22 protein-coding genes are annotated in these 22,524 nt (G+C 66.3%); 11 read left to right on the top strand and 11 right to left on the bottom strand.

The window, feature by feature from the left end; all coding sequences use genetic code 11:
* The first annotated feature begins 70 nt into the window (after positions 1-70).
* Positions 71-2,116: a ParB/RepB/Spo0J family partition protein gene (locus tag ACVOLS_RS11960; RefSeq protein WP_021221519.1), complete on the top strand. Its 2,046-nt coding sequence runs from the start codon at positions 71-73 to the stop codon at positions 2,114-2,116.
* A gap of 828 nt (positions 2,117-2,944) precedes the next feature.
* On the top strand, positions 2,945-3,259 hold the full coding sequence (locus ACVOLS_RS11955) for a DUF736 domain-containing protein (RefSeq protein ID WP_014859397.1): 315 nt from the start codon (positions 2,945-2,947) through the stop codon (positions 3,257-3,259).
* A 42-nt stretch (positions 3,260-3,301) separates the two neighbouring features.
* Here ACVOLS_RS11955 and ACVOLS_RS11950 read toward each other — a convergent pair whose 3' ends face one another.
* From ACVOLS_RS11950 to ACVOLS_RS11940, 3 genes are read right to left on the bottom strand one after another with little or no spacing between them, the layout of a single operon-like run.
* Positions 3,302-4,198 carry a TIR domain-containing protein gene (locus tag ACVOLS_RS11950; RefSeq protein ID WP_062166963.1) on the bottom strand — a complete coding sequence of 299 codons (897 nt, stop codon included), beginning with the start codon at positions 4,196-4,198 and terminating at the stop codon, positions 3,302-3,304.
* Positions 4,198-4,485, bottom strand: a complete 288-nt coding sequence (locus tag ACVOLS_RS11945) for a hypothetical protein (RefSeq protein WP_014859395.1) — start codon at positions 4,483-4,485, stop codon at positions 4,198-4,200. Before ACVOLS_RS11945 ends, ACVOLS_RS11950 begins: the two co-directional genes overlap by 1 nt.
* Positions 4,486-4,498: 13 nt before the next feature.
* Positions 4,499-4,792 (bottom strand): helix-turn-helix domain-containing protein, encoded by a 294-nt coding sequence (locus ACVOLS_RS11940; protein ID WP_081672349.1) that lies wholly within the window; start codon positions 4,790-4,792, stop codon positions 4,499-4,501.
* Between the two features lie 296 nt (positions 4,793-5,088).
* On the opposite strand from ACVOLS_RS11940, the gene ACVOLS_RS11935 reads away from it, so the two are divergent.
* The 9 genes from ACVOLS_RS11935 to ACVOLS_RS11895 all read left to right on the top strand — a co-directional run bounded on the left by ACVOLS_RS11935 (position 5,089) and on the right by ACVOLS_RS11895 (position 12,563).
* Positions 5,089-5,439: a DUF2958 domain-containing protein gene (locus tag ACVOLS_RS11935; protein ID WP_014859394.1), complete on the top strand. Its 351-nt coding sequence runs from the start codon at positions 5,089-5,091 to the stop codon at positions 5,437-5,439.
* A gap of 337 nt (positions 5,440-5,776) precedes the next feature.
* A complete protein-coding gene (locus tag ACVOLS_RS11930; protein WP_021221522.1) occupies positions 5,777-6,574 on the top strand; it encodes a DUF2285 domain-containing protein in 798 nt (265 codons plus the stop codon).
* Positions 6,575-6,649: 75 nt separating this feature from the next.
* The gene (locus ACVOLS_RS11925) at positions 6,650-6,934 is read left to right on the top strand and encodes a helix-turn-helix domain-containing protein (RefSeq protein ID WP_031288493.1); all 285 of its coding nucleotides are present in this window, start codon (positions 6,650-6,652) and stop codon (positions 6,932-6,934) included.
* Between the two features lie 26 nt (positions 6,935-6,960).
* Complete coding sequence (locus ACVOLS_RS11920) at positions 6,961-7,815, top strand: replication initiator protein A (RefSeq protein WP_037022138.1); 855 nt, start codon at positions 6,961-6,963, stop codon at positions 7,813-7,815.
* 265 nt (positions 7,816-8,080) lie between these two features.
* Entirely contained in the window at positions 8,081-8,719 is a 639-nt protein-coding gene (parA, locus tag ACVOLS_RS11915; RefSeq protein WP_021221525.1) for a ParA family partition ATPase, read from the top strand.
* Positions 8,716-8,994 (top strand): hypothetical protein, encoded by a 279-nt coding sequence (locus tag ACVOLS_RS11910; protein WP_031288498.1) that lies wholly within the window; start codon positions 8,716-8,718, stop codon positions 8,992-8,994. The genes parA and ACVOLS_RS11910 overlap by 4 nt, the downstream gene beginning before the upstream one ends.
* Positions 8,991-9,536 carry a DUF2840 domain-containing protein gene (locus tag ACVOLS_RS11905; RefSeq protein ID WP_021221527.1) on the top strand — a complete coding sequence of 182 codons (546 nt, stop codon included), beginning with the start codon at positions 8,991-8,993 and terminating at the stop codon, positions 9,534-9,536. The genes ACVOLS_RS11910 and ACVOLS_RS11905 overlap by 4 nt, the downstream gene beginning before the upstream one ends.
* Positions 9,533-10,120 (top strand): S26 family signal peptidase, encoded by a 588-nt coding sequence (locus ACVOLS_RS11900; RefSeq protein WP_021221528.1) that lies wholly within the window; start codon positions 9,533-9,535, stop codon positions 10,118-10,120. Before ACVOLS_RS11905 ends, ACVOLS_RS11900 begins: the two co-directional genes overlap by 4 nt.
* Before the next feature lie 448 nt (positions 10,121-10,568).
* The gene (locus ACVOLS_RS11895) at positions 10,569-12,563 is read left to right on the top strand and encodes a relaxase/mobilization nuclease domain-containing protein (RefSeq protein WP_023093942.1); all 1,995 of its coding nucleotides are present in this window, start codon (positions 10,569-10,571) and stop codon (positions 12,561-12,563) included.
* Positions 12,564-12,761: 198 nt separating this feature from the next.
* On the opposite strand, the gene ACVOLS_RS11890 is transcribed toward ACVOLS_RS11895, so the two are convergent.
* From ACVOLS_RS11890 to ACVOLS_RS11855, 8 genes are all read right to left on the bottom strand, one after another.
* Entirely contained in the window at positions 12,762-14,066 is a 1,305-nt protein-coding gene (locus tag ACVOLS_RS11890; protein ID WP_031687786.1) for an NAD(P)/FAD-dependent oxidoreductase, read from the bottom strand.
* Positions 14,063-14,401 carry an FAD-dependent oxidoreductase gene (locus tag ACVOLS_RS11885; protein ID WP_332880349.1) on the bottom strand — a complete coding sequence of 113 codons (339 nt, stop codon included), beginning with the start codon at positions 14,399-14,401 and terminating at the stop codon, positions 14,063-14,065. Before ACVOLS_RS11885 ends, ACVOLS_RS11890 begins: the two co-directional genes overlap by 4 nt.
* Before the next feature lie 68 nt (positions 14,402-14,469).
* Entirely contained in the window at positions 14,470-15,180 is a 711-nt protein-coding gene (locus tag ACVOLS_RS11880) for an ABC-type transport auxiliary lipoprotein family protein (protein WP_023093945.1), read from the bottom strand.
* Positions 15,177-16,106, bottom strand: coding sequence for an MlaD family protein (locus ACVOLS_RS11875; RefSeq protein ID WP_023093946.1), 930 nt, complete (start codon positions 16,104-16,106; stop codon positions 15,177-15,179). The genes ACVOLS_RS11880 and ACVOLS_RS11875 overlap by 4 nt, the downstream gene beginning before the upstream one ends.
* An 86-nt stretch (positions 16,107-16,192) precedes the next feature.
* Positions 16,193-17,008, bottom strand: a complete 816-nt coding sequence (locus ACVOLS_RS11870) for an ABC transporter ATP-binding protein (protein WP_198427873.1) — start codon at positions 17,006-17,008, stop codon at positions 16,193-16,195.
* On the bottom strand, positions 17,002-18,153 hold the full coding sequence (locus ACVOLS_RS11865) for an MlaE family ABC transporter permease (RefSeq protein WP_023093948.1): 1,152 nt from the start codon (positions 18,151-18,153) through the stop codon (positions 17,002-17,004). Before ACVOLS_RS11865 ends, ACVOLS_RS11870 begins: the two co-directional genes overlap by 7 nt.
* Before the next feature lie 67 nt (positions 18,154-18,220).
* Entirely contained in the window at positions 18,221-21,316 is a 3,096-nt protein-coding gene (locus tag ACVOLS_RS11860) for an efflux RND transporter permease subunit (protein ID WP_023093949.1), read from the bottom strand.
* Complete coding sequence (locus ACVOLS_RS11855; protein WP_023093950.1) at positions 21,313-22,416, bottom strand: efflux RND transporter periplasmic adaptor subunit; 1,104 nt, start codon at positions 22,414-22,416, stop codon at positions 21,313-21,315. Before ACVOLS_RS11855 ends, ACVOLS_RS11860 begins: the two co-directional genes overlap by 4 nt.
* Positions 22,417-22,524 lie beyond the last annotated feature (108 nt).

The raw sequence follows: 22,524 nt of genomic DNA, 5'->3' as shown, positions 1-22,524 counted from the left end.
GCGGCAGGGGCAGGCAGCAGCCCTTGCCGCTTCTCTCGCTGCTGCATCCCAACCGCTAGGAGTTATCACCATGAACGCCGTTACCCAAACCGAAACCCGCGCCATCGAAACCACCGCCGCGCCGCTGGAAGTGGCTGACCCGACCAAGAACCTGATTTTGGTTCCGCTCTCGCAGTTGCTGCCGCGCCGTTCCAAGCGCAACGCACGCAAGACCCCGCGCCTGTCCGTTCCCGAACTGGCTGCGAGCATCGCCCGCATCGGCCTGCTTCAAAACCTTGTCGTTATCCTCGCCGCCGATGGCGAACAATACGAAGTGGTGGCCGGCGACCGCCGCTTGACCGCATTGAAGCTGCTGGCGAAGAAGAAGCGCATCGCCGCCGACTTTGAGGTGCCTTGCCTGCTGGTGCCGGACGCTTCGGCCCGTACCGTCAGCCTCGCGGAAAACCTGCTGCGCGAGCAGATGCACCCGGCCGACCAGTTCGAGGCGTTCGCCGCACTGGTCAAGGAAGGCCGTCCCATCGAAGACATTGCCGCCGACTTCGGCGTGTCCCCGCTGGTAGTGCAGCGCCGCTTGAAGCTGGCCAACGTCTCGCCGCGCCTGCTGGCCGACTACCGGGCTGGAGCCGTCACGCTGGAACAGTTGATGGCCCTGACCATCACCGACGACCACGCCGCGCAGGAAGCCGCGTTCTACTGTGCGCCCGAATGGCAGCGTGGCGCATCCGTGCTGCGCGAACGCCTGACCGAACGCGAAATCGACGCCACGCATCCGCTGGTGCGCTTCGCCGGGCTGGACGCCTACACGGCGGCGGGCGGCGGCCTCCGCCGCGACCTGTTCGCGGAAGGCGATGCCGGAACCTACCTGACCGACGCCGTGCTGCTGGAAACGCTGGTGCGCGGCAAGCTGGATGCACTGGCCGGGGACGTGCGCGCCGAGGGTTGGGCGTGGGTCGAAGCCGTGCCGCACATGAGCTACGCCGAGCGGCAGGCGTTCCAGAACGCACCGCGCCAGCGCCGCGAACCGAGCGCCCGCGAAGCCCGCCGCATCGCATCGCTGCAAACCCGCCTCGATAAGATCGACGCCGAACTGGAAGAAGCCTATGACGCCGAGGACGAGGACAAGACCGAGGCGCTGGAACCGCGCCGCGAACAGGTCGCCGGGGAACTGCAAGCCGTGGAGCAAGCCTTGCAGGGCTATGCCCCGGACGTGCGCGCCGTGGCCGGTGCCATCGTCACCCTTGACCGCAGCGGCGAAGCCGTGATTCATCGCGGGCTGCTGCGCGAAGCCGAAGCCAAGGCGCTGCGCACGCTGGAACGCTTGCGGCAGGGGTTCGGCAGCGCGGAAGGCGAAGCCGGGAACGACGACGAAGGCGAGGACGCCGAGCAGCCCAAAGCCGCGAGCCTGTCCGACCGGCTGGCGCAGCGCCTGAGCGCGCACCGTACCGCCGCGCTGCAAATCGAAGTCGCCCGGCATCCGCAAGTCGCGCTGGCCGCGCTAGTGCATGGCATGGTGCAGTCCGTCTTGCAGGACAGCCACTACGGCCGCGACCTGCCGCTGGGCGTGCGCCTGACCGTGCAAGACCGGCTGGAAGGCATGGCCCCCGACTGGCCCGATTCGCCTGCCGCCGTGGCCCTGCGCGAGTTGCAGCAGGTTGCGGGCGAAGCGCTGCCGCAGGACAGCGCCGAACTGTTCGGCGTGCTGCTGGCGATGGAGCAAGGCGAACTGGTGCGGTTGCTGGCGGTATGCGTGGCGGCGACCGTGGACGTGGTGACGTCCCGCGCCACGGCGCACCAGCCGGGCGCGGAACTGGCGCAGGCCGTGGGACTGGACATGGCGGCATGGTGGCAGCCCACCGCCGAAGGCTACTTCAAGCACGTTTCCAAGGCGGTGATTCTGGAAGCCGTGGGCGAGTTTGCGCCGTCGCACGCTACCCGGTTGGCGAAGTTGAAGAAGGCCGACATTGCCAGCGAGGCGGAACGGCTGGCCGATGGCACGGGCTGGATGCCCGCAGTGTTCAAGAGCGGACACGACACGGAGCCGCAGGAAGATGCGCAGGACGTGGATGCGTCGGAAGATGCCGCCGACGAAGTGGAGGCCCACGCACTCGCCGCGTGAGGGTGCAGCATGGCCCCGGCGTGATGCGCCGGGGCTTCACCAAAACCGGGCGCGGTAGGTCTGCCGCGCCCGGTTTCAACGTCCACAGCAAAATCGCGCCGTGGGCCCCCCGCCCGCCCGGGGGCGGGGGGCCGCGGCGGCGGGGGTGTGGGGGGGGGGGGGGGGGGGGGGGGGGGGGGCGGGGGGGCCCGGGGGGCGCGGGGGGCGCGCGCAAGTGTATTGCGCGCGGTACGGCGATCGGTGCCCGCTGGCGCGGGCAAGGTTTCGATGGCTCCCCGCCGCAATGGGCGGAGCTTGTGGGGCTACGCCCCGGCTTGCTGCGGCAGGTTGTGCCAAGGCGTGCCGTCCTCGACGCTGGCGGTTCGCGCCTCTACGTCACGAAGGGCGGTTCACCGACACGCCGCCCGGCCTTGCCTATGGAACTTCCACGCCACGCCTCAAGTACGTCGCCGCAAGCGGCGGCGGGGGCGTTCTCGCCTGTCGTTGGGAGATTGACCTTGCCCGCGTCAGAGCACAAGCCAGTGCAGCCGTCACGCGGGGATGCCGAGTTGGCGACGTCTCCATTCGGGAGCGGGCGGCCGGTGCGTCCTTGGCTTGTCGTGAATCCTGGCGAGGGAACGGCTGCGCCTTGGGCTTCATGGCCGCAACCTTCCAGCGAAAACAATTTCCCCTGCGCTGCGCGCATTCCTCGCGGCAAAAATTGTTTTCGCTTCCAGGTTCTCCACGGTGTTGCGACCGCTGCGCGGTGCGGCCAGCCCATCCCCCGCCGGCCGGATCACAACAAGGACGCACTGGCGCGACCTTGTTCAACCCGAAAGGAGAAACATCATGGCTAACATCGGCACCTTCACCGCAGAGAAAGACGGCTTCACCGGCACGCTTCGCACCCTGACGCTCAACGTCAAGGTCAAGCTGGTTCCCAACGACAAGGGCGACACCGAGAACGCCCCCGACTTCCACCTTCAGGCGGCCGGCCACGAGATCGGCGCGGCGTGGAAGAAGACCAGCCAGGCCGATCGTCCGTACCTGTCGGTTTCGCTCGATGACCCTTCGTTCCCGGCGACGGTCTATGCCCGCCTGATCGAGAACGAGGACGGCACGCACGACCTGATCTGGTCGCGCAGCAAGCCCAAGGCGGCCTGACGGCCGCCCACCGCGCCCCGCCCATTGCGGCGGGGCGCAACGCTATGCACGCATGACCTTATTCCAGTCGATGCTATGACCGGCAGCTTCAAGCTCACGCGCAAGTGCCTGTTTCCAGCCCCCGCCGCTATCCATCGTCTCCCAAACGACACCGGCGAAATCGCTTGGAATTTCCACCGCCCCGCGTTTGAGAGCACATACCTTGTCTCTGCCCAGGCGACCAATGAAGTACCCCAACTCCAAAAGCACATTCTGACGGGCTCTGGGCTCAGGCGTTCCTCCTTTTACGCAGCCCTCATCGTCTGGCGTAAGCAGAACTACTGCGAAACCAACGTCACTGTGAGCAACCACTTTTTCGATAATCGTTCGTCCTTGGTTAGCCTGTTCGTGCAAGATGATGGCTTCAAGCCCGATTCGCTCAAGAAATCGTGCCACTGTTTCACGAGCACCATCATCGTGACCATGAACAATAAAGACCTTACGCGAAAATTGAGCTTTTAACATGGCATCCGTGCTCCCCTTGGCCTGGATATAACTCTTGTAATCTCGCACAAAGGGAATGATTAGCTGACCAGTAAGTGCGTGGATTCCAGCAATGACCTTTTTTCCGGAATAGAAAAAATGGTGTCCGAAGTTGGTAGCGTAGCCGGGATCTGCCGCCAGCTTTTCGATTAAAAGCAACGTCAACCCCAGCGCCTGTTTGGGCTCATCTGGCCAAGCAAGCTGGGCGCTTCCAACCATGCTGCCCCCGGTCTTTTCACTTTCAGCGATGAACGCCTCAACGTCGAGACCTTCCGTGAGCTCGGCGTTGTATGGCTCAAGGTCGGGATGTCGTAGCAGTTGAGCCAATTTTTTGAGAGGTCTTTCGTACGTTTGAAGCTGTGAGGACTGCAAGTCTAGAACTGCATTGTTTATTTCCGAGAATAAGTCTTTAGCCATCACTCATCCCCGTCCGACTTCAATCTAGCTTCGGCCGCTTTTTCAAGAATACTCTCCCGATACTTTTCCTTCATTTGTTCTGCGAGAGGGCCAACGATAGGGTTCGAAGAATATTCCCCTAAGCGCTCGTCGATCATTCGATTGACCGATTGAATTGCGCCCTCAATGCTGGCGGGATCATTTGGATCAAAGTTTACGACTCCCAGTTCGCCGTCCAACTCGCTCAAGGCGCGCTGCGCATCTTTCAGGTTTTTCTGAAGCTTATCCAGTCCGGTAATTTTGAACACGACTCACCTCCTTTTATTTATTCTGAGGATCGGGAAATGATGAGACTTCCCGAGCAATGTGATCCATTAGTTCGTGGACGCTTTTTGGATCACTACCTGCATACGCAAGGACCAGAAGCGTGAGTGGGTGAACATCCAGCACGGCACAAACATCTTCAATTTTATTCAATGTTGGGCTTTTCAGCCCTCGCTCCAGAGAGCTGAGGTAAGTCCGGCTGGACACATCCGAGAACGCCTCCTGGCTCAGACCACGCGCCTTTCTGATCCGCCGCAGTGCATCGGGCAACGATGGCTTGAACGCTGTCATTCTGAACTTTCCCCAAAATCCAGAATGACAACCTGTTGCGCCCTATAGGGCTACAATCTATAGTGTGCATTTTTATGTCTTTGCTGAAATCCGCAACTGCGGATTTCGCCGGAATCGGGAGTCGCGTCCGTGCCTTTCCTGACCGCCACAATTCCGCTTCTGCGTTTCCGTGCATATACGGATTCGATGGCTTGTGCCTTCGTGCTTTCTCGCCAAAGCACGCATCCGCTTCAGCGGTTCCGCGCTTCGGTGGAAAATCGTATCCGTGCATGCTCGGGTGCGTGGGGATTCGAGTCATGACACAGCCGCTCGTCACCGCTGAACAGCGGGCGCAACTGCTCGCCGTCGGCGAGGCACGCACCGCTGGTCGGAGCATCGACCCGATGCCGACGGTACGGCTGTTCACTCCTGACGCGCACGCCACCTGGCTGCTGGCCGCGCTCGATCCGGTCGATGGCGATACGGCATGGGGGCTGATCGACTTGGGAATAGGCATGCCCTGCCTGGGCCATGTGAAGCTGTCCGATCTGGCGTCCATCGTCGGGCCGCACAAGCAACCTGTGATGCGCGATCGCTACTTCCAGCCGGCGCGGCTGCTGTCGGAGTACCTGCGGCTGGCCGAGGAAAACGGCTCGATCACCGACTGACCAACCCCAGCCAACGACAGCGCATTCTGACTATTTCAGTCTTACCCAAGACCCGGAAGGTCTAAATCCACACTCTTGCACCGAAGCGGTGCGCTTCTGCTGGAAACAGTCATGATCTTTGGCGCGGGCTGCTGCACGGTGCTCCATGCTGCGCACCATTTTCGTGGCGGCGCAGCCGTCGCATTCAGACGATTTCCGCAATGCCCTGGAGCGAATCAGTCTTGACACCAGCAGTTACAGCTTACCCCGATCTCGATGACGACTTGATGGCGACTCGATAGCTCCCGCATGGCGGAATCCGTGGCGACGTTCCTGCTGAATGACAGGAGGTTGCGTCATGGCTGACCCGAGCGCCGAACACTGGTATCCAACCGCCGCGTATCTCTACACGCTGCACCTCGACGGCCCCGCGCTGGCGTGGGAATACCTGCGCCGCCACCCCGACTACCGCCGCGACTGGCTGCGCCGTCGCCGACAGCCAGAGGCCGCCGGACGCTGGGGACTGCGCCTGCTGGAAGATCCTGCCCTGGATGCGCGCGACGCGCACCCGACCTGGTTCCCTGACCATGATGCCGTCGTGCAGCTCTACCCGGACGCCGACCCGCCGCCGGATGCGGCGGCCTTCGCGTTCTGGCGCATTCCCGGCCAGAAGCATCTGATCCACGATGGCAAGCGCTTGGTGGTGCTGGCACGCTGGCCGGGCTGCTGCCTGCGGCTGGTGATCGCTCCCGGCCTGGCCGATGGCATGGCCTACGCCTATGCCATCCGAGCCTGCACCACACCTTGCGTCCGCTATCAGGCGCTGGCGGCCGAGCTGGACAAGCTGGCCACCGCTGGCGACGCCTTACCCGCGGGAATGGCACGGCCACGACCGACACTCGCCACATTGCTGGAGTTGAACACGCTCCAGGCGCTCGACGGCACCCTGGCGGGCGCGTCCTTGCGCGACGTGGCCGAAGGGCTGTTCGGCGCCGATGCGGTCGCGGACGACTGGCACGCGGACAGCGCCTTGCGTGCCCGCGTTCGCCGGCTGGTGCGCCGGGGCGATGCGCTGATGCGCGGCGGCTATCGCCGCCTGGCACAGCTTCCGTCTGTTGCACAGGGACGCGCCGCATCCCCTGCAAAACGTCCCTGAACAGGAAGCCTAGCTTTCTTGAAAGTGCCTCTATCCGGCCGCGTGGTGTGGCTGGGCTTGATGGAGGTACATCCCATGCGACCTGCTCCCTTGCGGTCTGCCGCAGCTGCTGTCGCTGCGCCAGCGCAGCCCCAACGCTACCTGACCAACGACGAGGCCGCCGATTACCTGCGCCTTAGTCCTCGCACGCTGGAGAAGCAGCGCGTGATCGGTGGCGGCCCCAAGTTCCGCAAGTTCGGCCGCCGCGTCATGTACGCGGTGGCCGACCTCGATGCCTGGGCCGACCAGCGCAGCTACGAGGCCACGTCCGACCCGGAATATGCCGAGCGTCACGCGGGCGACTACCGTGATGGCCGCTGATCGTCGGCTCGCCGGTGGCCATCGTCATGTCCAGCCCATCGCTGCCGTCGGGGCAGCGATTGCAGCAGCGCGAACAGCTCGACCTGTTCCGCGCACTGCCCGGCGACATGGCGCCGCGCGACAGTCAAGACCTCATGGCCTTTCCGTTCTTCTCGCTGGCGAAGTCGCGGCGCACAGCGCCGATCGACTTCCGCAGCGGGAACATCACCATCCGCGTGGAAGGCACGGCCGAGCACGGCATCGCCACGATATGGGATGCCGACGTGTTGATATGGGCCGCCTCGCAGATCGTGGAGGCGCGCGACGCGAGCATTCGCCCGTCGCGCTGGATACGCGCCACGCCCTACGAGATCCTGCGCTTCATTGGACGAGGAACATCCCTCAACGACTACCTGCGCCTGAAAGCTGCGCTGGATCGCCTGCAATCGACCAGCGTTGCCACGTCCATCCGCGAAACCACCGGCCGGCGCTTGCACCGCTTTTCCTGGGTGAACGAATGGCGCGAGCTGGCCGACACCAGCGGCGTGCCGCTGGGCATCGAATTAATCCTGCCAGATTGGTTCTACGCGGGCGTGCTCGACGCCGCCCTGGTGTTGACCATCGACCCGGCCTATTTCCGCTTGAAGGGCGGCATCGAGCGGTGGCTGTACCGCCTCGTGCGCAAGCACGGCGGGCGGCAGGAACACGGCTGGCAGTTCGACTTCCGGCACCTGCACCGCAAGTCCGGCAGCGCGGCGCGCTTCTCGGACTTCGCATACGACCTGCGCGTCCTGGTGGCGCGGCAGTCGCTGCCCGGCTACGTCCTCGGCATCGAGGCGATGCCGGAAGAAGGATTGGAACTGCTGACCTTCCGGCCCGTGCTGCATACGGCACGGGGATAACTGCGGTAAAGCCTGTGGACGGCCTCGTGCTATCAGGAGTACCGGGTATCGTGCTATCGGGAGTACGCCTATCGTGCTATCAGGAGTACGAAAACGCCGCAAAGCCAGTAACGGCGCGGGTTTGCGGCCCCTCTAACTTACCTAACTATAAATCTCTAACTTTTAGTAGAAGCGCGCCGTTGCGGTGGACAACCACGAAACGGCACAGCGAACAGCGTTTTGCACGGCAGGCGAAGTCCGGCTTTCCAACATGGGAGGCCGCGTCATGATCGTTGCCTTGCTCAATCAGAAAGGCGGCGTCGGTAAGACCACGCTCGCCACGCACATCGCCGGCGAACTCGCGCTGCGCGGCCAGCATGTCGTCCTGCTGGACGCCGACCCGCAGGGTTCCTCGCTGGACTGGACGCAGCGTAGAAGCCAGCAGGGCTTGCCCCGGTTGTTCAGCGCCGTGGGCCTCGCCCGCGAGACACTGCACCAAGAGGCACCAGAACTCGCCAGGCGGGCCGATCACGTCATCATCGACGGCCCGCCGCGCATCGCCGCTCTGGCGCGCTCCGCGCTACTGGCGGCAGAGCGTGTGCTGATTCCCGTGCAGCCCAGCCCGTATGACCTTTGGGCCAGCGCCGAGATGGTGGCGCTGATCCGCGAGGCACAAGTCTTCCGGCCTGCGCTGCGCGCGGCCTTCGTCATCAACCGGCGCGTCAGCACCACCATCATCGGCCGCGAAGCGCGGCAATCGCTGGCGGAACAGCCGCTGCCAGCGCTGCGCGCCGAGGTTCGGCAAAGGATCGTCTTTGCCGACAGCGTGGCCGCTGGCCGGCTCGCCCGCGAAACCGCGCCAGACAGCGCCGCCGCACGCGAGATCGCTGCGCTGGTCGATGAACTGCTGCGGTGGCCGGCATGAGCAGCGACAGCACCACCCGCAACGGTTCGCGTGCCAGCAAGCGCGTCGGCATCGGTGCGCGTCCACCCGCGAATCCGCACGCCGAGGTGTGGATTCGCCAGGGGGATGCCGATGCGCTCAACAAAGGCGACCTTTACACGGCCCGCCTGACGCTCGACGTGACGCCCGCGCTGCGCGCACGCATCAAGATCGCCGCCTTCGGCCAGGGCGTGACCGTAGCCGAACTGCTGCGCGGCCTGCTGGAGCGGGAGTTTCCCCCGGAGAACACGCCATGAACGCATCCGCTTTGCCTGCGGCGAACGCCCCCACGGCTGCGCTGCTGCACGCGCCTTCGGCACCCGCCGGCTTGGCCGGCAACGTGCCGTTAACGCGCGTTTCGCTGGCCTACATCGAACCGCGCTTCAAGCTCTACCTGCGCTTCGGCGAACCGGCGCGCACGCTCCAGCTTGACCGCTGGCGGCGCTGCGCGGTGTTCTTGCCGAACGCGGTTCTGTGCCGCATCCGCTGGCAGGCCAACGACTACGGCACGATCCGCTGGCAGCTCATGGTTATGCAAGCCGCCACGCCGCTCGATGCCGTACAGCGCATCCCTGGCGTGCAGCCAGGCGCACGCCTGCTGCTTCACGCCGAGGGCGAGAACGCCGTGCGCGCCGTGCTGGAACGCATCGACGGCATCGAGGCGCTGGGCATCGCCCCGTCTGCCGTCTCGCCCGCGTACTGGCGCACGCTGGGCAACCGGCTCGCGGCGCGCTTGCGGCTGCCCGAATACACCGCCGAGCGGCACGCCGCCTGGCTCGCCGGAAAGGTGCTGCCATGACGACCGTTTCCGCTTCGTCCGCCCCGCCGCGTCCTCGCTCGCACCTGCGCGCTCGTATCGTGCTCGCGGGTCTGACCGCCTGCGGCCTCGCTGCGCTGGCCTGGGCGGCTTTCGTGTCGCCGCTTCCGCGCCTGACGTACAACCCATCCGACAGCGTGGCGGTCGGCTGGTATCGCATCGAACCGTTCGACCCGCGCACCGCCTCGCTGCTACGTCCGTTGTCCGTGGACAGCATCGTGCTGGTGCCGCTGCCAGCCGAGGCTGCCGCACTGGCTGCGCAGCGCGGCTACCTGCCGACGCGCATTCCGTTGCTCAAACGTGTGGGCGCAGTCGCGCCGCAACACGTCTGCATCATCGCCGGTCAGGTACGCATCGACGGCGTGCCTACGGCCGCCGCGCTGCCTGCTGACCGGCTGGGCCGGCCGCTGCCATCCTTGCAGCTTTGCCGCCGCCTCGAACCGGGCGAGTTGTTCCTGTTGAGCGTGACGAATCCGGCGTCGTTCGACAGCCGCTATTTCGGGCCGGTCAGCGCATCCGCCGTGATCGGCGCCGCGCATCCGCTCTGGCTAGAGGCACGCCCATGATGGCCGCCGAATCGCTGCACGTTGCCGTGCATCTCATCGTGCCATCGGGCGTGTCGTTCCGGCTGCTGTTGCGGTGTCGTCGCGCGTGCAGTGCGAGCGCATCCGCGCCGCACTTCGCGCAACATCCGGCGCAGTCGTCCAACGTGCAGGCGTCTTGCCTCGAACGCGCCCGGCCTGCGGCCATTGGCGCGTTCGTCGGCGTGCTGGCTGCAAGCAGCACAGCGCCGCCGGGCCGCCGACGCCCGGAGCGACAGCGAAGGGCAAAGGCGGAAGGCAAGACAAAAGGACGCGGCACTAGGCCGCGTCGAAAGCCTGTCTGCACATGGGGGTGGCGCGGCACGGAGCGGCTTCGCCGCCGTGCCGCGTGGGGCGCGAAGGTCGCGCCAATGCAGGCATGTCCGCGTGCTTCGCACGACAGGACACGCCAGAGCTTGCAGGATGCGCGGCCATGAGCGACCGCCGCGACGACGATTTCCGGGTACGCCCCAGCGCCCCGAAGAACCGGGGCAAGGGTCAGGGCCAGAGCTTCGTTTCCAAGGTGCTCAAGCAGGCAGGCAAGGCCAGCAGCGGCAAGTCCTCGATGCGCCATTCCGCAGCCGGCGGCAGCGGCGCACGCGCCGGTCAGCGCCCCGGTTCACGGCTTGGGCGCGGCCACACGGCGGCGCGCTTCGCCGGGGCGAAGCTGACGCCCATGTCGCGGCGCGTGACCATCAAGACCCTGCTGGTCAACCAGCGCAACGCCAGCCCGCAGTCGCTCGCCAGGCACCTGCGCTACATTGAGCGCGACGGCGCCGGCCGCGATGGCGAACCGGGCCGGGCCTACGGGCCGCAGACCGACGAAGCCGACCTCGATGCCTTCAAGGAGCGGGCCGCCGACGACCGGCACCATTTCCGCTTCATCGTCTCCCCGGAGGACGGCGCCGAGCTGGACGACCTGCGCACCTACACCCGGCATCTGGTGAACCGGATGGAAGCCGACCTTGGCACGCGGCTGGATTGGGTGGCGGTGGATCACTGGAACACCGACAACCCGCACGCACACCTGATCGTGCGCGGACGCGACGACACCGGCAAAGACCTCATCATCGCCGGCGACTACATCGCCCACGGCTTCCGCCATCGGGCCGCCGAACTGGCGACCGAATGGCTGGGGCAGCGCACCGAACTGGAGATCCAGCAGACCTTGGGACGCGAGGTGAAACAGGAGCGGTGGACGAGCCTCGACCGCACATTGCAGCGTGAGGCCGGCGTGGATGGCCGGGTGCAGATCGAACGCTTCAATGAACCCCGGCTGCAACGCCAGCGGCTGCTGCTGATCGGCCGACTCCAACGCTTGCAGCGCCTGGGCCTGGCCGACGAGGTGCAGCCCGGCACCTGGGCCGTCCATGCGGACGCGGAGAAGACCTTGCGTGCCCTGGGCGAGCGTGGCGACATCATCCGCACCATGCAGCGCGCCATGAGCGGCCAGCCGCGCGAACTGGCGGTGTTCGAGCCGGGCGACGACGGCCGCACCATCGTCGGCCGCGTGGCCGGCAAGGGGCTGGCCGACGAGCTGCACGACCGCGGCTATCTGGTCATCGACGGGGTGGACGGCAAGGCCCACTACGTCGCGTTGAACGCCGGCGACGAGCTGGCGAACTATCCAACCGGATCGGTGGTGGAGGTGCGTGGTTCCGCGGAGGTACGGGCGGCCGACAAGAACATCGCCGCGCTGGCGAGCGATGGCCTGTACCGCACCGATCATCACCTGGCGATCGAGCAGGGCCGGGCCAAGCCCGACCGCGACCCGCAGCAAGTCGTCGCGGCCCACGTCCGCCGGCTGGAAGCCCTGCGCCGGGCCGGCATCGTGGAGCGCGTGGCCGAGGGGTTATGGAAGGTGCCGGACGACCTGACCGAGCGTGGCCGCCAGTACGACGCGCAACGGCTGGGCGGCGTCGCCGTGGAGCTGAAATCGCACCTGTCCATCGAGCTGCAGGCGCGCGTGATCGGAGCCACCTGGCTCGACCAGCAGTTGATCGGCGGCGGCAAGGGGCTGGGCGACTTGGGCTTTGGTGGCGAGGTCAAGAACACCCTGCAACAGCGCGCCGACTTCCTTGAAGAACAGGGGCTGGCGGAGCGGCGCGGGCAGCGAGTGATCCTGGCGCGCAACCTGCTGGGCACGCTGCGCAATCGGGAACTGGCGCAGGCCGCCAAGGACATTGCCGCCGAAACCGGCCTGGCGCATCGGCCCGCCACGGACGGGCAGCGCGTTGCAGGCATCTACCGGCGCTCCGTCATGCTTGCCAGCGGGCGCTATGCGATGCTCGATGATGGCATGGGGTTCAGCCTGGTGCCGTGGCGGCCTGTGATCGAACAGCGGCGGGGGCAGCAACTCGCAGCGACGATGCACGGTATCGGGGCATCGTGGGAAGTCGGTCGGCCAAAGGGGCCATCGTTGGGCTAGTTCCAGGTACTAGTCCTTTAAAATCTCCGTCGTCATGAAGTCTATGAGTGCTCATAGTTTCGGCGCCATATGCTTGCTGGATGACCAGAGCATGTGGAAGGTGTCCTGACGCTCGGTGCTCTCGTGCTCATGCATACGAACGCAGTGGTCTCAGTGTCGACTATCTGGATATCCAACTCACCAATTCCTTCCAATCGCTCAATCAAGTCGTATCGATCCACGTAAACGTGCGTTGAGCTGATCAACCAGCCACAAGAGACTACCGCGAATGATCCCGTGCAGGCGTGCCTGGTGGCTACGATAGAGCAGCACATGGCTGGCCTGCGCCAGCCTTCCGCGTAGCGTTGTCCCCTTGAGCAGGCCGAACTTGCCCAGCGACGCAAATGCGTCGTACTCGCCTAGTGACACCAGGGATCCAAGGTCGCGGTGCACGAAGTCAGGGGGCGTCAAGCCTCGCTCGATCACGCGCGGAAGTTGGCGGATGAGGTATTGCGCCTGCTGATGTGCAACCTGTGCTGTCGGCGGCAAGGAGCGCTGGTTGCCCGACAAAGTAAGGCTCGCGCAATCGCCCACGGCGTAGATCCGCGGGTCCTGCGTCGTCTGCAGCGAGGGCCGTACCAGTAACTGGTTGATAGCATTCGCTTCCAGCCCCGCTAGATTCGACAGCAAGTTCGCAGCCTTGACCCCGGCCGCCCAGATCTTTAGGGATGCCTCCCGCCGAGTGCCGTCGCTAAACAGGAAGGCATCGGCATCCACTGCGCTGACCCGTGTGTCGGTGTACACACGGACACCCAATTGCTCCAAACGCGCTCGGGTAGCTTCAGAGATGTCTTTGGGAAAGGCGGCCAGTAATCGCGGTCCGCTCTCGATTAAAGCAACTGACATGCGCGACATCAGGTCGTGGGCGCCATACGCCGCCGCTGATTCGGCCAGTTGCACCAATTCGGCAGCCAACTCCACGCCTGTGGCGCCGCCGCCAACTATCCCGATTGAGAGTTGGGCATCCTGCGCCACGCACTGCAGGACACGAAGTCGAATCTCCCGGTTGAATGCATCGGCCTGCTCGCGCGAGTCGATCCGGTAACAGTGGTTTGCGGCACCACGCGTCCTGAAGTCGTTCGCTTGACTGCCGATGGCAATAATCAGAGTGTCATATCCAACTATGCGGCCGGGAATCAGAAGTCGCCCGTCGTCAGCGTAGACTGCGGCGATCTGCAGTTCTCGCCGTTCCCGATTCAGGCCGCACAGCTCGCCAGGCTGGTAGACGAATCCGGTATCGCGCGCCTGCGCCAAGTAGGGTGTTTGCTGCTGCGAAACATCGCGCGTACCTGCCGCGATCATGTGCAGCATAGGCTTCCAGACGTGGGCCGAATCCCGATCGACCAGTGTGACTGTGGGCGTTCCCGGACGTCGCCATCGGCGGGCCAATGCGCTGGCAATCTCCAGCCCCGCCACGCCCCCTCCAACGATCACTAGGCGATGTCTTTGCCGCTGATCAGTCATGATAGAACCCCAAGCAGAAAGGCTGCAGGCGGAACCTGGCAGGCTTGTGAATGTGACGGCGGCAAGGCGCTGACCCACGGCATCGCCTTGGCGGCCGTCACCTTACCGGCGAAGGTATCGACGCGCACTCCCGCACCAACCTCGTTGATGCCGGAGACCTGGCTGCGCACGTGGATGCGGATACCGGCGCGCAGTGCCAGCTGTTTCAGTGAGACGATGAACTTGGCCGGATCAACGATCCACTGCAGGATCCGGGCCGCGCCGAAAGTCTGGGCGCTCGTCACCGCGACCTGCTCTGGCGACACCAAGGCGCAGTCGTAGCCGAGCTCCTGCAGTTCGGCGATTGGGTAACGGCGATGGGCTCGGGTGACCAGTAGCTGTGGACGGACTTGGGCATGGCAGCTTACCTAGTCGAGTGCGACGACTCGGCCGCAGCGGGGGATGGCAGGTCGGCGTGGCGCGCGCGCGCGTCCGAACCGGTGGCGGATGCCGTGGGCTGCTCCAGGACCCAGTCGACGACTTGGGCAGCCAACGCATCCGACGCGGCGCCGAACGCAGCTATCACGTCGGTCTCGCGTTTGCTCGCGGCGGCATGCACCACCTCAAAGCGCCGGCTGACGCCGGCGCCCGCACGGTCGCGCTCGGCCAGTTGCGCGTCGAGCCGGATCGCCACCACCGGCGCGGTGCCGCGCTGTTCGACCTGAAACGCCCGCAGCGCGCCGAGCAGGTCCAGTTCGGCGGCGGGCGCCGCACTGTCCACGTGCACGGTCAGTCGTCCATCCTGGATGAAGGCTTCGGCCAGGCGGTCGCGCAGCAGGACCGGTGCGGTATCGGCCCAGCGCAGTCCCTGCCAGGCCGCAAGGCGTCCATCGGGCTGGGCAATGATGACCCGGTCCGAATCGAGCACCCGATTGCTCGCCGGGGAATGGATGACCAGTATGGGGCCATCGGCGCGCGGCCCATGTACGCCGCTGCGCGCCTGTGCCGGGTGCTGCAACGGCAGTTGGTAGGTGGCGGCTGGCGCCTGCTTGGGCAGGATGCTGCAGGCCGGCAGCGTGGCGGCGAGCAGGAGCGCCGCGAAGGTCGCGGGCAGCTTGCGGGAAGCATGGGTCATGGGGTGGTTTCCTCGATGTTCTCGCTGCCGAGCAGGTAGCCGGCGGGGTTGCGATCCAGACGGCGCAGCACGGTGTTGAGGCTGGCCAGTGACTGCCTCAGTTCGTTCATCGCCGGGCCGGTAGCGGCCATGCCCTGATCCAGCGAGGCCGCATTGCGCTGCAATAGGGCTTCCATCCGCGCCGAACTACGCTCCAGCGAGGCCATGGCCTCACGCGTGCTGGCCAGTGCGGGGCGTCCCTCCTCGTTGAGGATCGCTTGGGCATCGTCGATCACGGCATTGGCCTGGCGCAGTGCCGCGGTTGATTCCCGGCTCGCTTCGGTCAGGTTCTTGACCAGCCCGGCCAGCTCGGTGCGCTGTCCGGCGAGCGTGCCGGTGGTGTCCTCGAGGTTCACCAAGGTCTTATGCACCAGTGCCACGTTCTCTTCGGAGAACAGTTCATGCGTGCGCAGCAAGATGCCGTTGATCGTGGTCATGGTGTTGCCGTCGCCGGAGACCAGCGAAGCCAGAGCCGAGCGCGGCGCCAGGATCAGCGGTTCCTCGCCCTCTTTCCTGGGTAGCAGCGGCACGTCAGGACCACCGTCGCTCAGCTCGATCACCGCAGCGCCGGTGATGCCGGTGATCACCAGTTCGGCCCGGGTGTCCTGGCGAATCGGAATCGAGGTCTCGATGCGCACACGGGCGATGGCCCGGCGCGGGTCCTCGGGCAGCAGTGACAAAGCAGCGACCTCACCGACGGTGATGCCGCTGTACTGGACCGGGCTGCCGATCGAGAGCCCGGTCACCGGCTCGTCGAACATGACGCGGTAGTAGTGGAAGTCACGGTCGGAACGGGCGTCGCCAAGCCACAGCGCGACGCCGAAGCCGAGCGCGGCCAGGAAAAGGACGAAGACGCCGATGGCGACGTGGCGGGCACGGGGCTCCATGATTCAGTGCACCTCTCTGATAGGCATGCGGCTGTTCGGCGCAGGCGCGCGCGACCGCGGTCGGGGGAAGGAGGCGGACCCGCGCATCACGGCGGCGCCGCGCTCGTGGATCCGGCGCGCGCCTGCGCCGCCGCGCGGCCGCGCGGTCCGTGGAAATAGGCCTGGATCCAGGGGTGGTCGAAGCGCTCCACCACCTCGATGCTGTCATTGACAAGCACCTGCCGATTGGCAAGCACCGCCACGCGATCGCAGATCGTGTAGAGCGAGTCCAGGTCATGGGTCACCAGGAACACGGTCAGCCCCAGCGCATTGCGCAAGGTCAGAATCAGCTGGTCGAACGCGGCTGCGCCGATCGGGTCCAGTCCTGCCGTCGGCTCGTCCAAGAATAGGATGCCCGCGTCCAAGGCTAGCGCCCGCGCCAAGGCCGCACGCTTGACCATGCCACCCGACAGGGATGCCGGCGACTTGTCGCCGGCATCCGGTGGCAGGCCAGCCAGCGCCAGCTTGCTGCGCGCCAGGTGCTCGGCCTGGGCACGCGGCAGGCCGGCGTGCTCGATCAGCGGCAGGGCGACGTTCTCGGTCACGCTCAGCGACGAGTACAGGGCACCCTTCTGAAACAGGATGCCGAAGCGCCGTTCCAGATGCGTGCGCGCTGCGCCGTGGAGCTGCAGCAGATCCAGGCCTTCGATGCGGACCACGCCGGCATGCGGGCGCTGAAGACCAACGATGCTACGCAGCAGGACCGATTTGCCGGTGCCCGAACCGCCGACGACACCCAGGATTTCGCCACGCCGAACGTCCAAGTCCAGGTTCTGGTGCACCTGCTGCTCGCCGAAGCGGTTGTCCAGCGCGCGCACCTCGATGGCATGAGTTGCCGTTCCGTTCGAAAGGCCGCTCACCAGCCCATCTCCATGAAGAACAGCGCCGCCAGCGCGTCGAGCAGGATCACGACGAAGATCGACTGCACCACGCTCGAGGTGGTGTGGTCGCCCACCGACTGCGCGCTTCCGGAGACCTTGAAACCCTCGTGGCAGCCGATCGCGGCGATCATGACGGCGAAGAACGGTGCCTTGCTCAGCCCGACCAGAAAATGCCGCACCTCGATCTTGTCCTGCACTATGGCCAGGAACTGCGCCAGCGAGATGTCGAGACTCAGCACGCAGACCGCGGCACCGCCAGCGATGCCCGCCAGAACGCCCACCAAGGTCAGCAGGGGCAGCGAGACCAGCAGTGCCAGCACCCGCGGCAACACCAGCAGCTCGATTGGGTTCAACCCTCCCGAGCGCAGCGCGTCGATCTCCTCGTTCGCTTTCATCGAGCCGATCTGTGCGGTGTAGGCGCTGGCGGTGCGCCCGGCGATCAGGATCGCCGGTAGCAGCACGCCGAACTCGCGCATGAACGAGAACGCGACCAGGTGCACGGCGAAGATGCTGGCGCCGAAGTTGGCCAGCACGGTTGCGCCGAGGAAGGCGACCACGGTACCGACCATGAAACTCAGCAGGGCGACGATGGGCACAGCATCGACAGCGACACGCTGGATCTGCGCGACCACCGCAGTCAGCCGCCAGCGCCGCGGGTACGGCGCAATGCGCAGCCAAGTCTCCAGGATCTGGCCGACGAAGCCGGCCAGATCCAGTAACGAATGCAGCCCCCGCTCGGCCGTTGCGCCGATGCCCGCGATGCCGCGCAGCCATGCAGGCGCGGAATCGAGCGCAGGGTGCCCCGCGACCTGTTGGGCCTCCGCAGCGTCCACCAGCACCTCCAGCAGGGCTCGGCGTTCCGGCTCCAGCCGTGGATCGGCGCGCAGGTGCTCGCGCGCCAGCACTGGGCCGAGCATCTCGACCAGCAGCGCCGCGCCCGCGGTGTCGAGCTGGCGGACCTGCGTCCAGTCTAGGAACGGCACCGCGCGCTGCGCACCGGGGTTTGCGCGCGCGTCGGATACCAACGTGGCCAATCGGCCGTAGTGCTCGATCGTCCAGTCGCCGCCGGCAATCCAGGCCGCGTGTCCGTCAGCGTTGGCCTCGCGGCGTAGCCATGCCTGCGTCATCGCAAAGCCTCCTGGTCGTGGCGCAACGCGGACCGGAGTCGGCGTGCATGCATGGCGGAGGGGAAACTCATGCGGTCGCTTCCCCATTCGTGGACTTGCCGCCGCTGCGCACGCGCAGCGAGAACAGCAGGTCGTACAGGATCGGAATCAGGCCCAGCGTCACCAGTGTTCCCAGCGCTAGGCCGCCGATCATCGTGATCGCCATGCTGGTCCACAGGGGACCGCCGAACAGCATCAGTGGGATCAGGCCGACGATGCAGGTCAGCTTGGTCATCACGATCGGGCGCAGCCGCATCACAGCCGCCGAGATCACCGCCTCGCGCCGCGCCAGGCCCGAGGCCAGTTCAGCCTCGATGCGCTCGAGCAGGAGTACAGCGTTGTTGACGATGATGCCGGCCAGCGCCAGCAGGCCGAAGGTGGCGATGAAGCCGAACGGGTAGCCGGTCAGCAGCAGCGCCAGGGCCGCGCCGATCAGCACGAACGGGATGCTCGCCACCACGATGAACAGCTTGCGGAAAGAATTGAATTGCCACACGAACAACAGCAGGATCATGATCAGCGCATGCGGCATGAACTGCAGCAGCGACTGGTTGGCTTCAGCCGAATCCTCTATCTCGCCGCCAAGTTCGATGCGGTAGCCCGGCGGCAGCTCGATCGCATCGATCTGCGGCGCGATCTCGGCGACGATTCCATTGGCGGTCATGCTGGGATGGCGGCCGGTGACCGTCAGCGTGCGCACCAGGTTGCGGCGCATGATCGTTGAGGGCTCGCTCGCCGTGGAGACCAACGCGATCGCCGATAACGGTAGCGGCGCGCCGCCCGCGCCGGGATAGACCAACGTATCGGCCGGGCTGCCCGCGGCATCGCGCTCGCGCGCATCGCCGCGCAACACGATCGGCGCAGCCACGCCGTTGTCGCGGATCAGCGAGGCCTGCAGGCCGCTGTAGCGCAGTTGCAGTGCTTGGGCCACGTCTTCGCTGCTGATGCCGGCGCGGCGCGCCTTGAGCTGGTCGACCTCGACCACGTAGCGCGGCACGCGCGGCAACCAATCGTCGTAGACGTCCTGAATACCAGGCAACCCGCGCAGCGCCGCGGCGATGCGCTCGCCCGTCTCGCGCAGCACCGCCTCGTCCGGGCCGACCACGCGGTAGATGGCCACGCCGGCCTCGGTCGCACCCAGCGGGAAGCGTTTGGGCTCGGCGCGAGCCTGCGGAAACGCCTCGCGCATGTACCGATGGGTGCGGTCGATCACCTGCTCGATGTCGGTGCCCTGCGCGACGCTGACGGTGAAGTAGGCGATGTTGCTGCCCGGCAGCGGGGGATTCAGGCCCAGCACGATGCGCGGACCGCCGTCGGCGACGTAGCCGATGCTATCGGTCACCTCTGGATTGACCTTGTCGTCGGCGAACCAGCGGCTCATCGCCTCCACCGTGCGCAGGGTTTCGCGCGAGTCGCTACCAGGTTGCAGGGTCACCGGCATCTGGAACTGCAGTCGGTCGGACTTGGGCAGGAAGTCGTAGGGGATCGACGCCAGCACAACGCCGGCGCCGGTCAGTAGCACCAGCATGGTGCCGATGAACAGCGCCTTGTGGTCCAGCACCCGGGTGATGATCCGGCGGTAGCCGCGGTAGAAGCGCGAATCGTACTGGCCAGCACCCTCGCCGTGGGACGGATGCACCTTGGCGAAGTACAGGCACAGCAGCGGCGTCACCGTGATGCTCAGCAGCCAGGAGCCGAGCAGGGTCAGGCCGAGTACGATCGGCAGCGAACGCAGGTATTCGTTGGTGGCGGTCTGGCCGATGAAGAACGGCGAGAACGCCATCACGATCACCAGCGAGGAGGTCAGCAGCGGCACCGCCAGCGTGCGGCCGGCCTCGATACATGCATGGCGGCGCTCTTCGCCGGCGGCCAACCGTCGTTCGATGTCCTCGGCGATGACGATCCCGTTGTCCACCAGCAGGCCGAGAGCCATGATGATGGCCGCGATCGATACCGTCTGCAGTTCCACGCCCAGCGCGCGCATGGCGATCAGTGCGCCGAGGATGGTCAGCGGCACGATCGCGCCGACGATCAGACCGGTGCGCCAACCCAGAAACAGCATCACGACGACCATGACGATCAGGATTGTCTCGCCCATGACCTGGTGCATGCGGCCCATCTCGCGCGCGACCACGTCGGCCTGGAAGGTGACCACGTGCTGCTCGAAGCCGGCCGGCAACTGCCGTGCGGTCTCTTCCAGCTTAGTACGCAGCTGCGCACCGAAGTCGCCGATGTTGTAGCCGGTGGCCATCGACACCGCGACCACCACCGCCGGCATGCCCTCGTAGACCGCGGCGCTCTCGGGCGGATCGGCCGGCATCACCTCGATCCGGGCAAGATGTCCCAGCGGCACCTCGCGCGTACCGCCCGCACCGGATGTGTCCGACACCGAGACCAGAAAGTGGCGCAACTCCTCGGTGCTGCGCAACTCGCCGGAAGTGGCCACCGTCATCGCCAGCCCCGAAGCCGACACCAGCCCACCGGGCGCGACCACGTTCTGCGCCTGCAACTGCTGCATCACCGAGGCCGGGCTCAGCCCGGCCTCGACCAGGCGCCCGCGATCGAACGCCACGTAGACCCGGTCTTCCTGCAGGCCATAGAATGTCACCCGCTCGACGCCAGGCAAGGTATGCAACTGCGCGCGCAGGTCGCGTAGCGGCTCGCGCATCTCGCTCATGCCGAAGCCCGGCGCGGTGACAGCGATCGAGGCCACCGCCACCCGTCCGAAGTCGTCGTCGACGAACGGCCCGAAACTGCCGGCTGGCAGGGCCTGGCCGGCCTCAGCCGACTTGGCGCGGACGCGCTGCCACAGCGCCGGCAGGTCCTTGACGTGGTCGTAGGCGGTGAGCTGGATAGTCGCGGTGCCGGGCCGCACCGTGGTGACGATCCTCTTGAGGCTGCCGATCTCGCGCAGGCGCTCCTCGACCGGCTTGGCCAGCAGGGCCTCGACCTGTTCGCTGGGCATGCCGGGATGCGAAATCGTCACCAATGCATCGCGAATCGTGACCGTAGGTTCTTCCTGTGAAGGAAATCCGAGAAAGGTGACGATGCCGCCGACCAGTACCATCAGCGCGGCGAACAGGGTCAGGCGGCTGGCACCGAGGGCCGAATGGGTCAGCTTCATGGGCGCCCCGCTTCATTCAGGCGCGAAGCGGAGCGGAACGGCAGCACCGCTTGGCCGTCGCTGAGGAAGGCGCCGCCAGCGGTGACCACCTGGTCGCCTGGCTGCAGGCCGGCGGTCACGCGCACGCGCTCGCCTTCGACCGAGCCGAGTTCGACGCGGCGGCGGGTCACGGTGCCCACCTTGGTATCGTAGACGTACACCGCATCCTCGCCCTGTTGTCCGACTACCGCCTGCAGTGGCACCGACAGGTCGACTGCGGACTCATTCGAAAGCGCGAGCAGCAGGCTGTCGCCGCTGCGCAGCGGTACCGAGGCCTCGGTCACGTCGAAGATTGCCTGGACGCTGGCACCGCCTTCCAGCCGTGAGGAGACGCTTCGCAAGCGCAGCTCGAACGTCGCCTGCGGCGCGTCCGAGCGCATCGCCCGCACCAGCGCGCCTGGCGCCAGGCCCTGCGCGACCGAGCTCGGCAGCGTCGCCAGCGCCTGCGGCTGGCCCTGGCCCTCGACCTGCAGCACGGTCTGCCCGACCAAGGTATCGGCCTGGGGCTGCAATTGGCGGGCCACCACGCTGCCGTCGAACGGCGCACGCAGCTCGCTCTGGCGCAGCGCGCGTGCAGCCAACGCGCGGTCGGATTCGGCCACGCGCAATTGCGCCCGTGCCGAGTCGTCGGCGACCTGGGCGCTGGTCAGCGTCGCTTGCGAAATCGCTCCGTCCTCGAACATCGCTTGCTGTTGTTGCAATTGGATCTGCCGTTCCCTGGCCTGCACGGTGGCCGCGCGCAGGTTCGCCTCGGCCTGTGCCAGCCGCAGCCGCGCCGGCTCGGCGTCCAGACGCGCAAGCACCTGGCCCTTGCGCACGCGGTCACCCACGTCCACGGCGATCTCGGCGATGCGCCCACCGTTCTCGAACGCCAATTCCGCGCGCTGCTCCTGGCGCAGGGTGGCGACGAAGCGCGAGGCGGCGGCGGCCGAACCGGCCCCGACGGCCTCCAGCTTGACCGTGCGCAGCGGTTCGGGCGCGGGCGTGTCGGGACTGCAGGCCGACAGCAGTAGTGTCGCGACCAGCAGGCCGGCGGGGACAATGGAGCGCGCAATGGGCATAAGGCTACCTCCGGTCGCCTGCGCGCCGGTCTGAAGGGGGGAAGGGATAGTCGGCGCCGCTGTCCAGGTGGAGCAATCCGGCACGGGCGAAAAGCGAAGCGTCATTGG

Source organism: Stenotrophomonas sp. STEN038 (assembly GCF_056759895.1).
The sequence above is the reverse complement of the archived record's forward strand: the minus strand, read 5'-3'. Positions and strand labels throughout refer to the sequence as shown.

Bases quoted from the DNA above. Each gene is read 5' to 3' on its own strand.
- ACVOLS_RS11960 (WP_021221519.1), top strand. From the start codon at position 71: ATGAACGCCGTTACCCAAACCGAAACCCGCGCCATCGAAACCACCGCC.
- ACVOLS_RS11955 (WP_014859397.1), top strand. From the start codon at position 2,945: ATGGCTAACATCGGCACCTTCACCGCAGAGAAAGACGGCTTCACCGGC.
- ACVOLS_RS11950 (WP_062166963.1), bottom strand. From the start codon at position 4,198: ATGGCTAAAGACTTATTCTCGGAAATAAACAATGCAGTTCTAGACTTG.
- ACVOLS_RS11940 (WP_081672349.1), bottom strand. From the start codon at position 4,792: ATGACAGCGTTCAAGCCATCGTTGCCCGATGCACTGCGGCGGATCAGA.
- ACVOLS_RS11935 (WP_014859394.1), top strand. From the start codon at position 5,089: ATGACACAGCCGCTCGTCACCGCTGAACAGCGGGCGCAACTGCTCGCC.
- ACVOLS_RS11930 (WP_021221522.1), top strand. From the start codon at position 5,777: ATGGCTGACCCGAGCGCCGAACACTGGTATCCAACCGCCGCGTATCTC.
- ACVOLS_RS11925 (WP_031288493.1), top strand. From the start codon at position 6,650: ATGCGACCTGCTCCCTTGCGGTCTGCCGCAGCTGCTGTCGCTGCGCCA.
- ACVOLS_RS11920 (WP_037022138.1), top strand. From the start codon at position 6,961: ATGTCCAGCCCATCGCTGCCGTCGGGGCAGCGATTGCAGCAGCGCGAA.
- parA (WP_021221525.1), top strand. From the start codon at position 8,081: ATGATCGTTGCCTTGCTCAATCAGAAAGGCGGCGTCGGTAAGACCACG.
- ACVOLS_RS11910 (WP_031288498.1), top strand. From the start codon at position 8,716: ATGAGCAGCGACAGCACCACCCGCAACGGTTCGCGTGCCAGCAAGCGC.
- ACVOLS_RS11905 (WP_021221527.1), top strand. From the start codon at position 8,991: ATGAACGCATCCGCTTTGCCTGCGGCGAACGCCCCCACGGCTGCGCTG.
- ACVOLS_RS11900 (WP_021221528.1), top strand. From the start codon at position 9,533: ATGACGACCGTTTCCGCTTCGTCCGCCCCGCCGCGTCCTCGCTCGCAC.
- ACVOLS_RS11895 (WP_023093942.1), top strand. From the start codon at position 10,569: ATGAGCGACCGCCGCGACGACGATTTCCGGGTACGCCCCAGCGCCCCG.
- ACVOLS_RS11890 (WP_031687786.1), bottom strand. From the start codon at position 14,066: ATGACTGATCAGCGGCAAAGACATCGCCTAGTGATCGTTGGAGGGGGC.
- ACVOLS_RS11880 (WP_023093945.1), bottom strand. From the start codon at position 15,180: ATGACCCATGCTTCCCGCAAGCTGCCCGCGACCTTCGCGGCGCTCCTG.
- ACVOLS_RS11875 (WP_023093946.1), bottom strand. From the start codon at position 16,106: ATGGAGCCCCGTGCCCGCCACGTCGCCATCGGCGTCTTCGTCCTTTTC.
- ACVOLS_RS11865 (WP_023093948.1), bottom strand. From the start codon at position 18,153: ATGACGCAGGCATGGCTACGCCGCGAGGCCAACGCTGACGGACACGCG.
- ACVOLS_RS11860 (WP_023093949.1), bottom strand. From the start codon at position 21,316: ATGAAGCTGACCCATTCGGCCCTCGGTGCCAGCCGCCTGACCCTGTTC.
- ACVOLS_RS11855 (WP_023093950.1), bottom strand. From the start codon at position 22,416: ATGCCCATTGCGCGCTCCATTGTCCCCGCCGGCCTGCTGGTCGCGACA.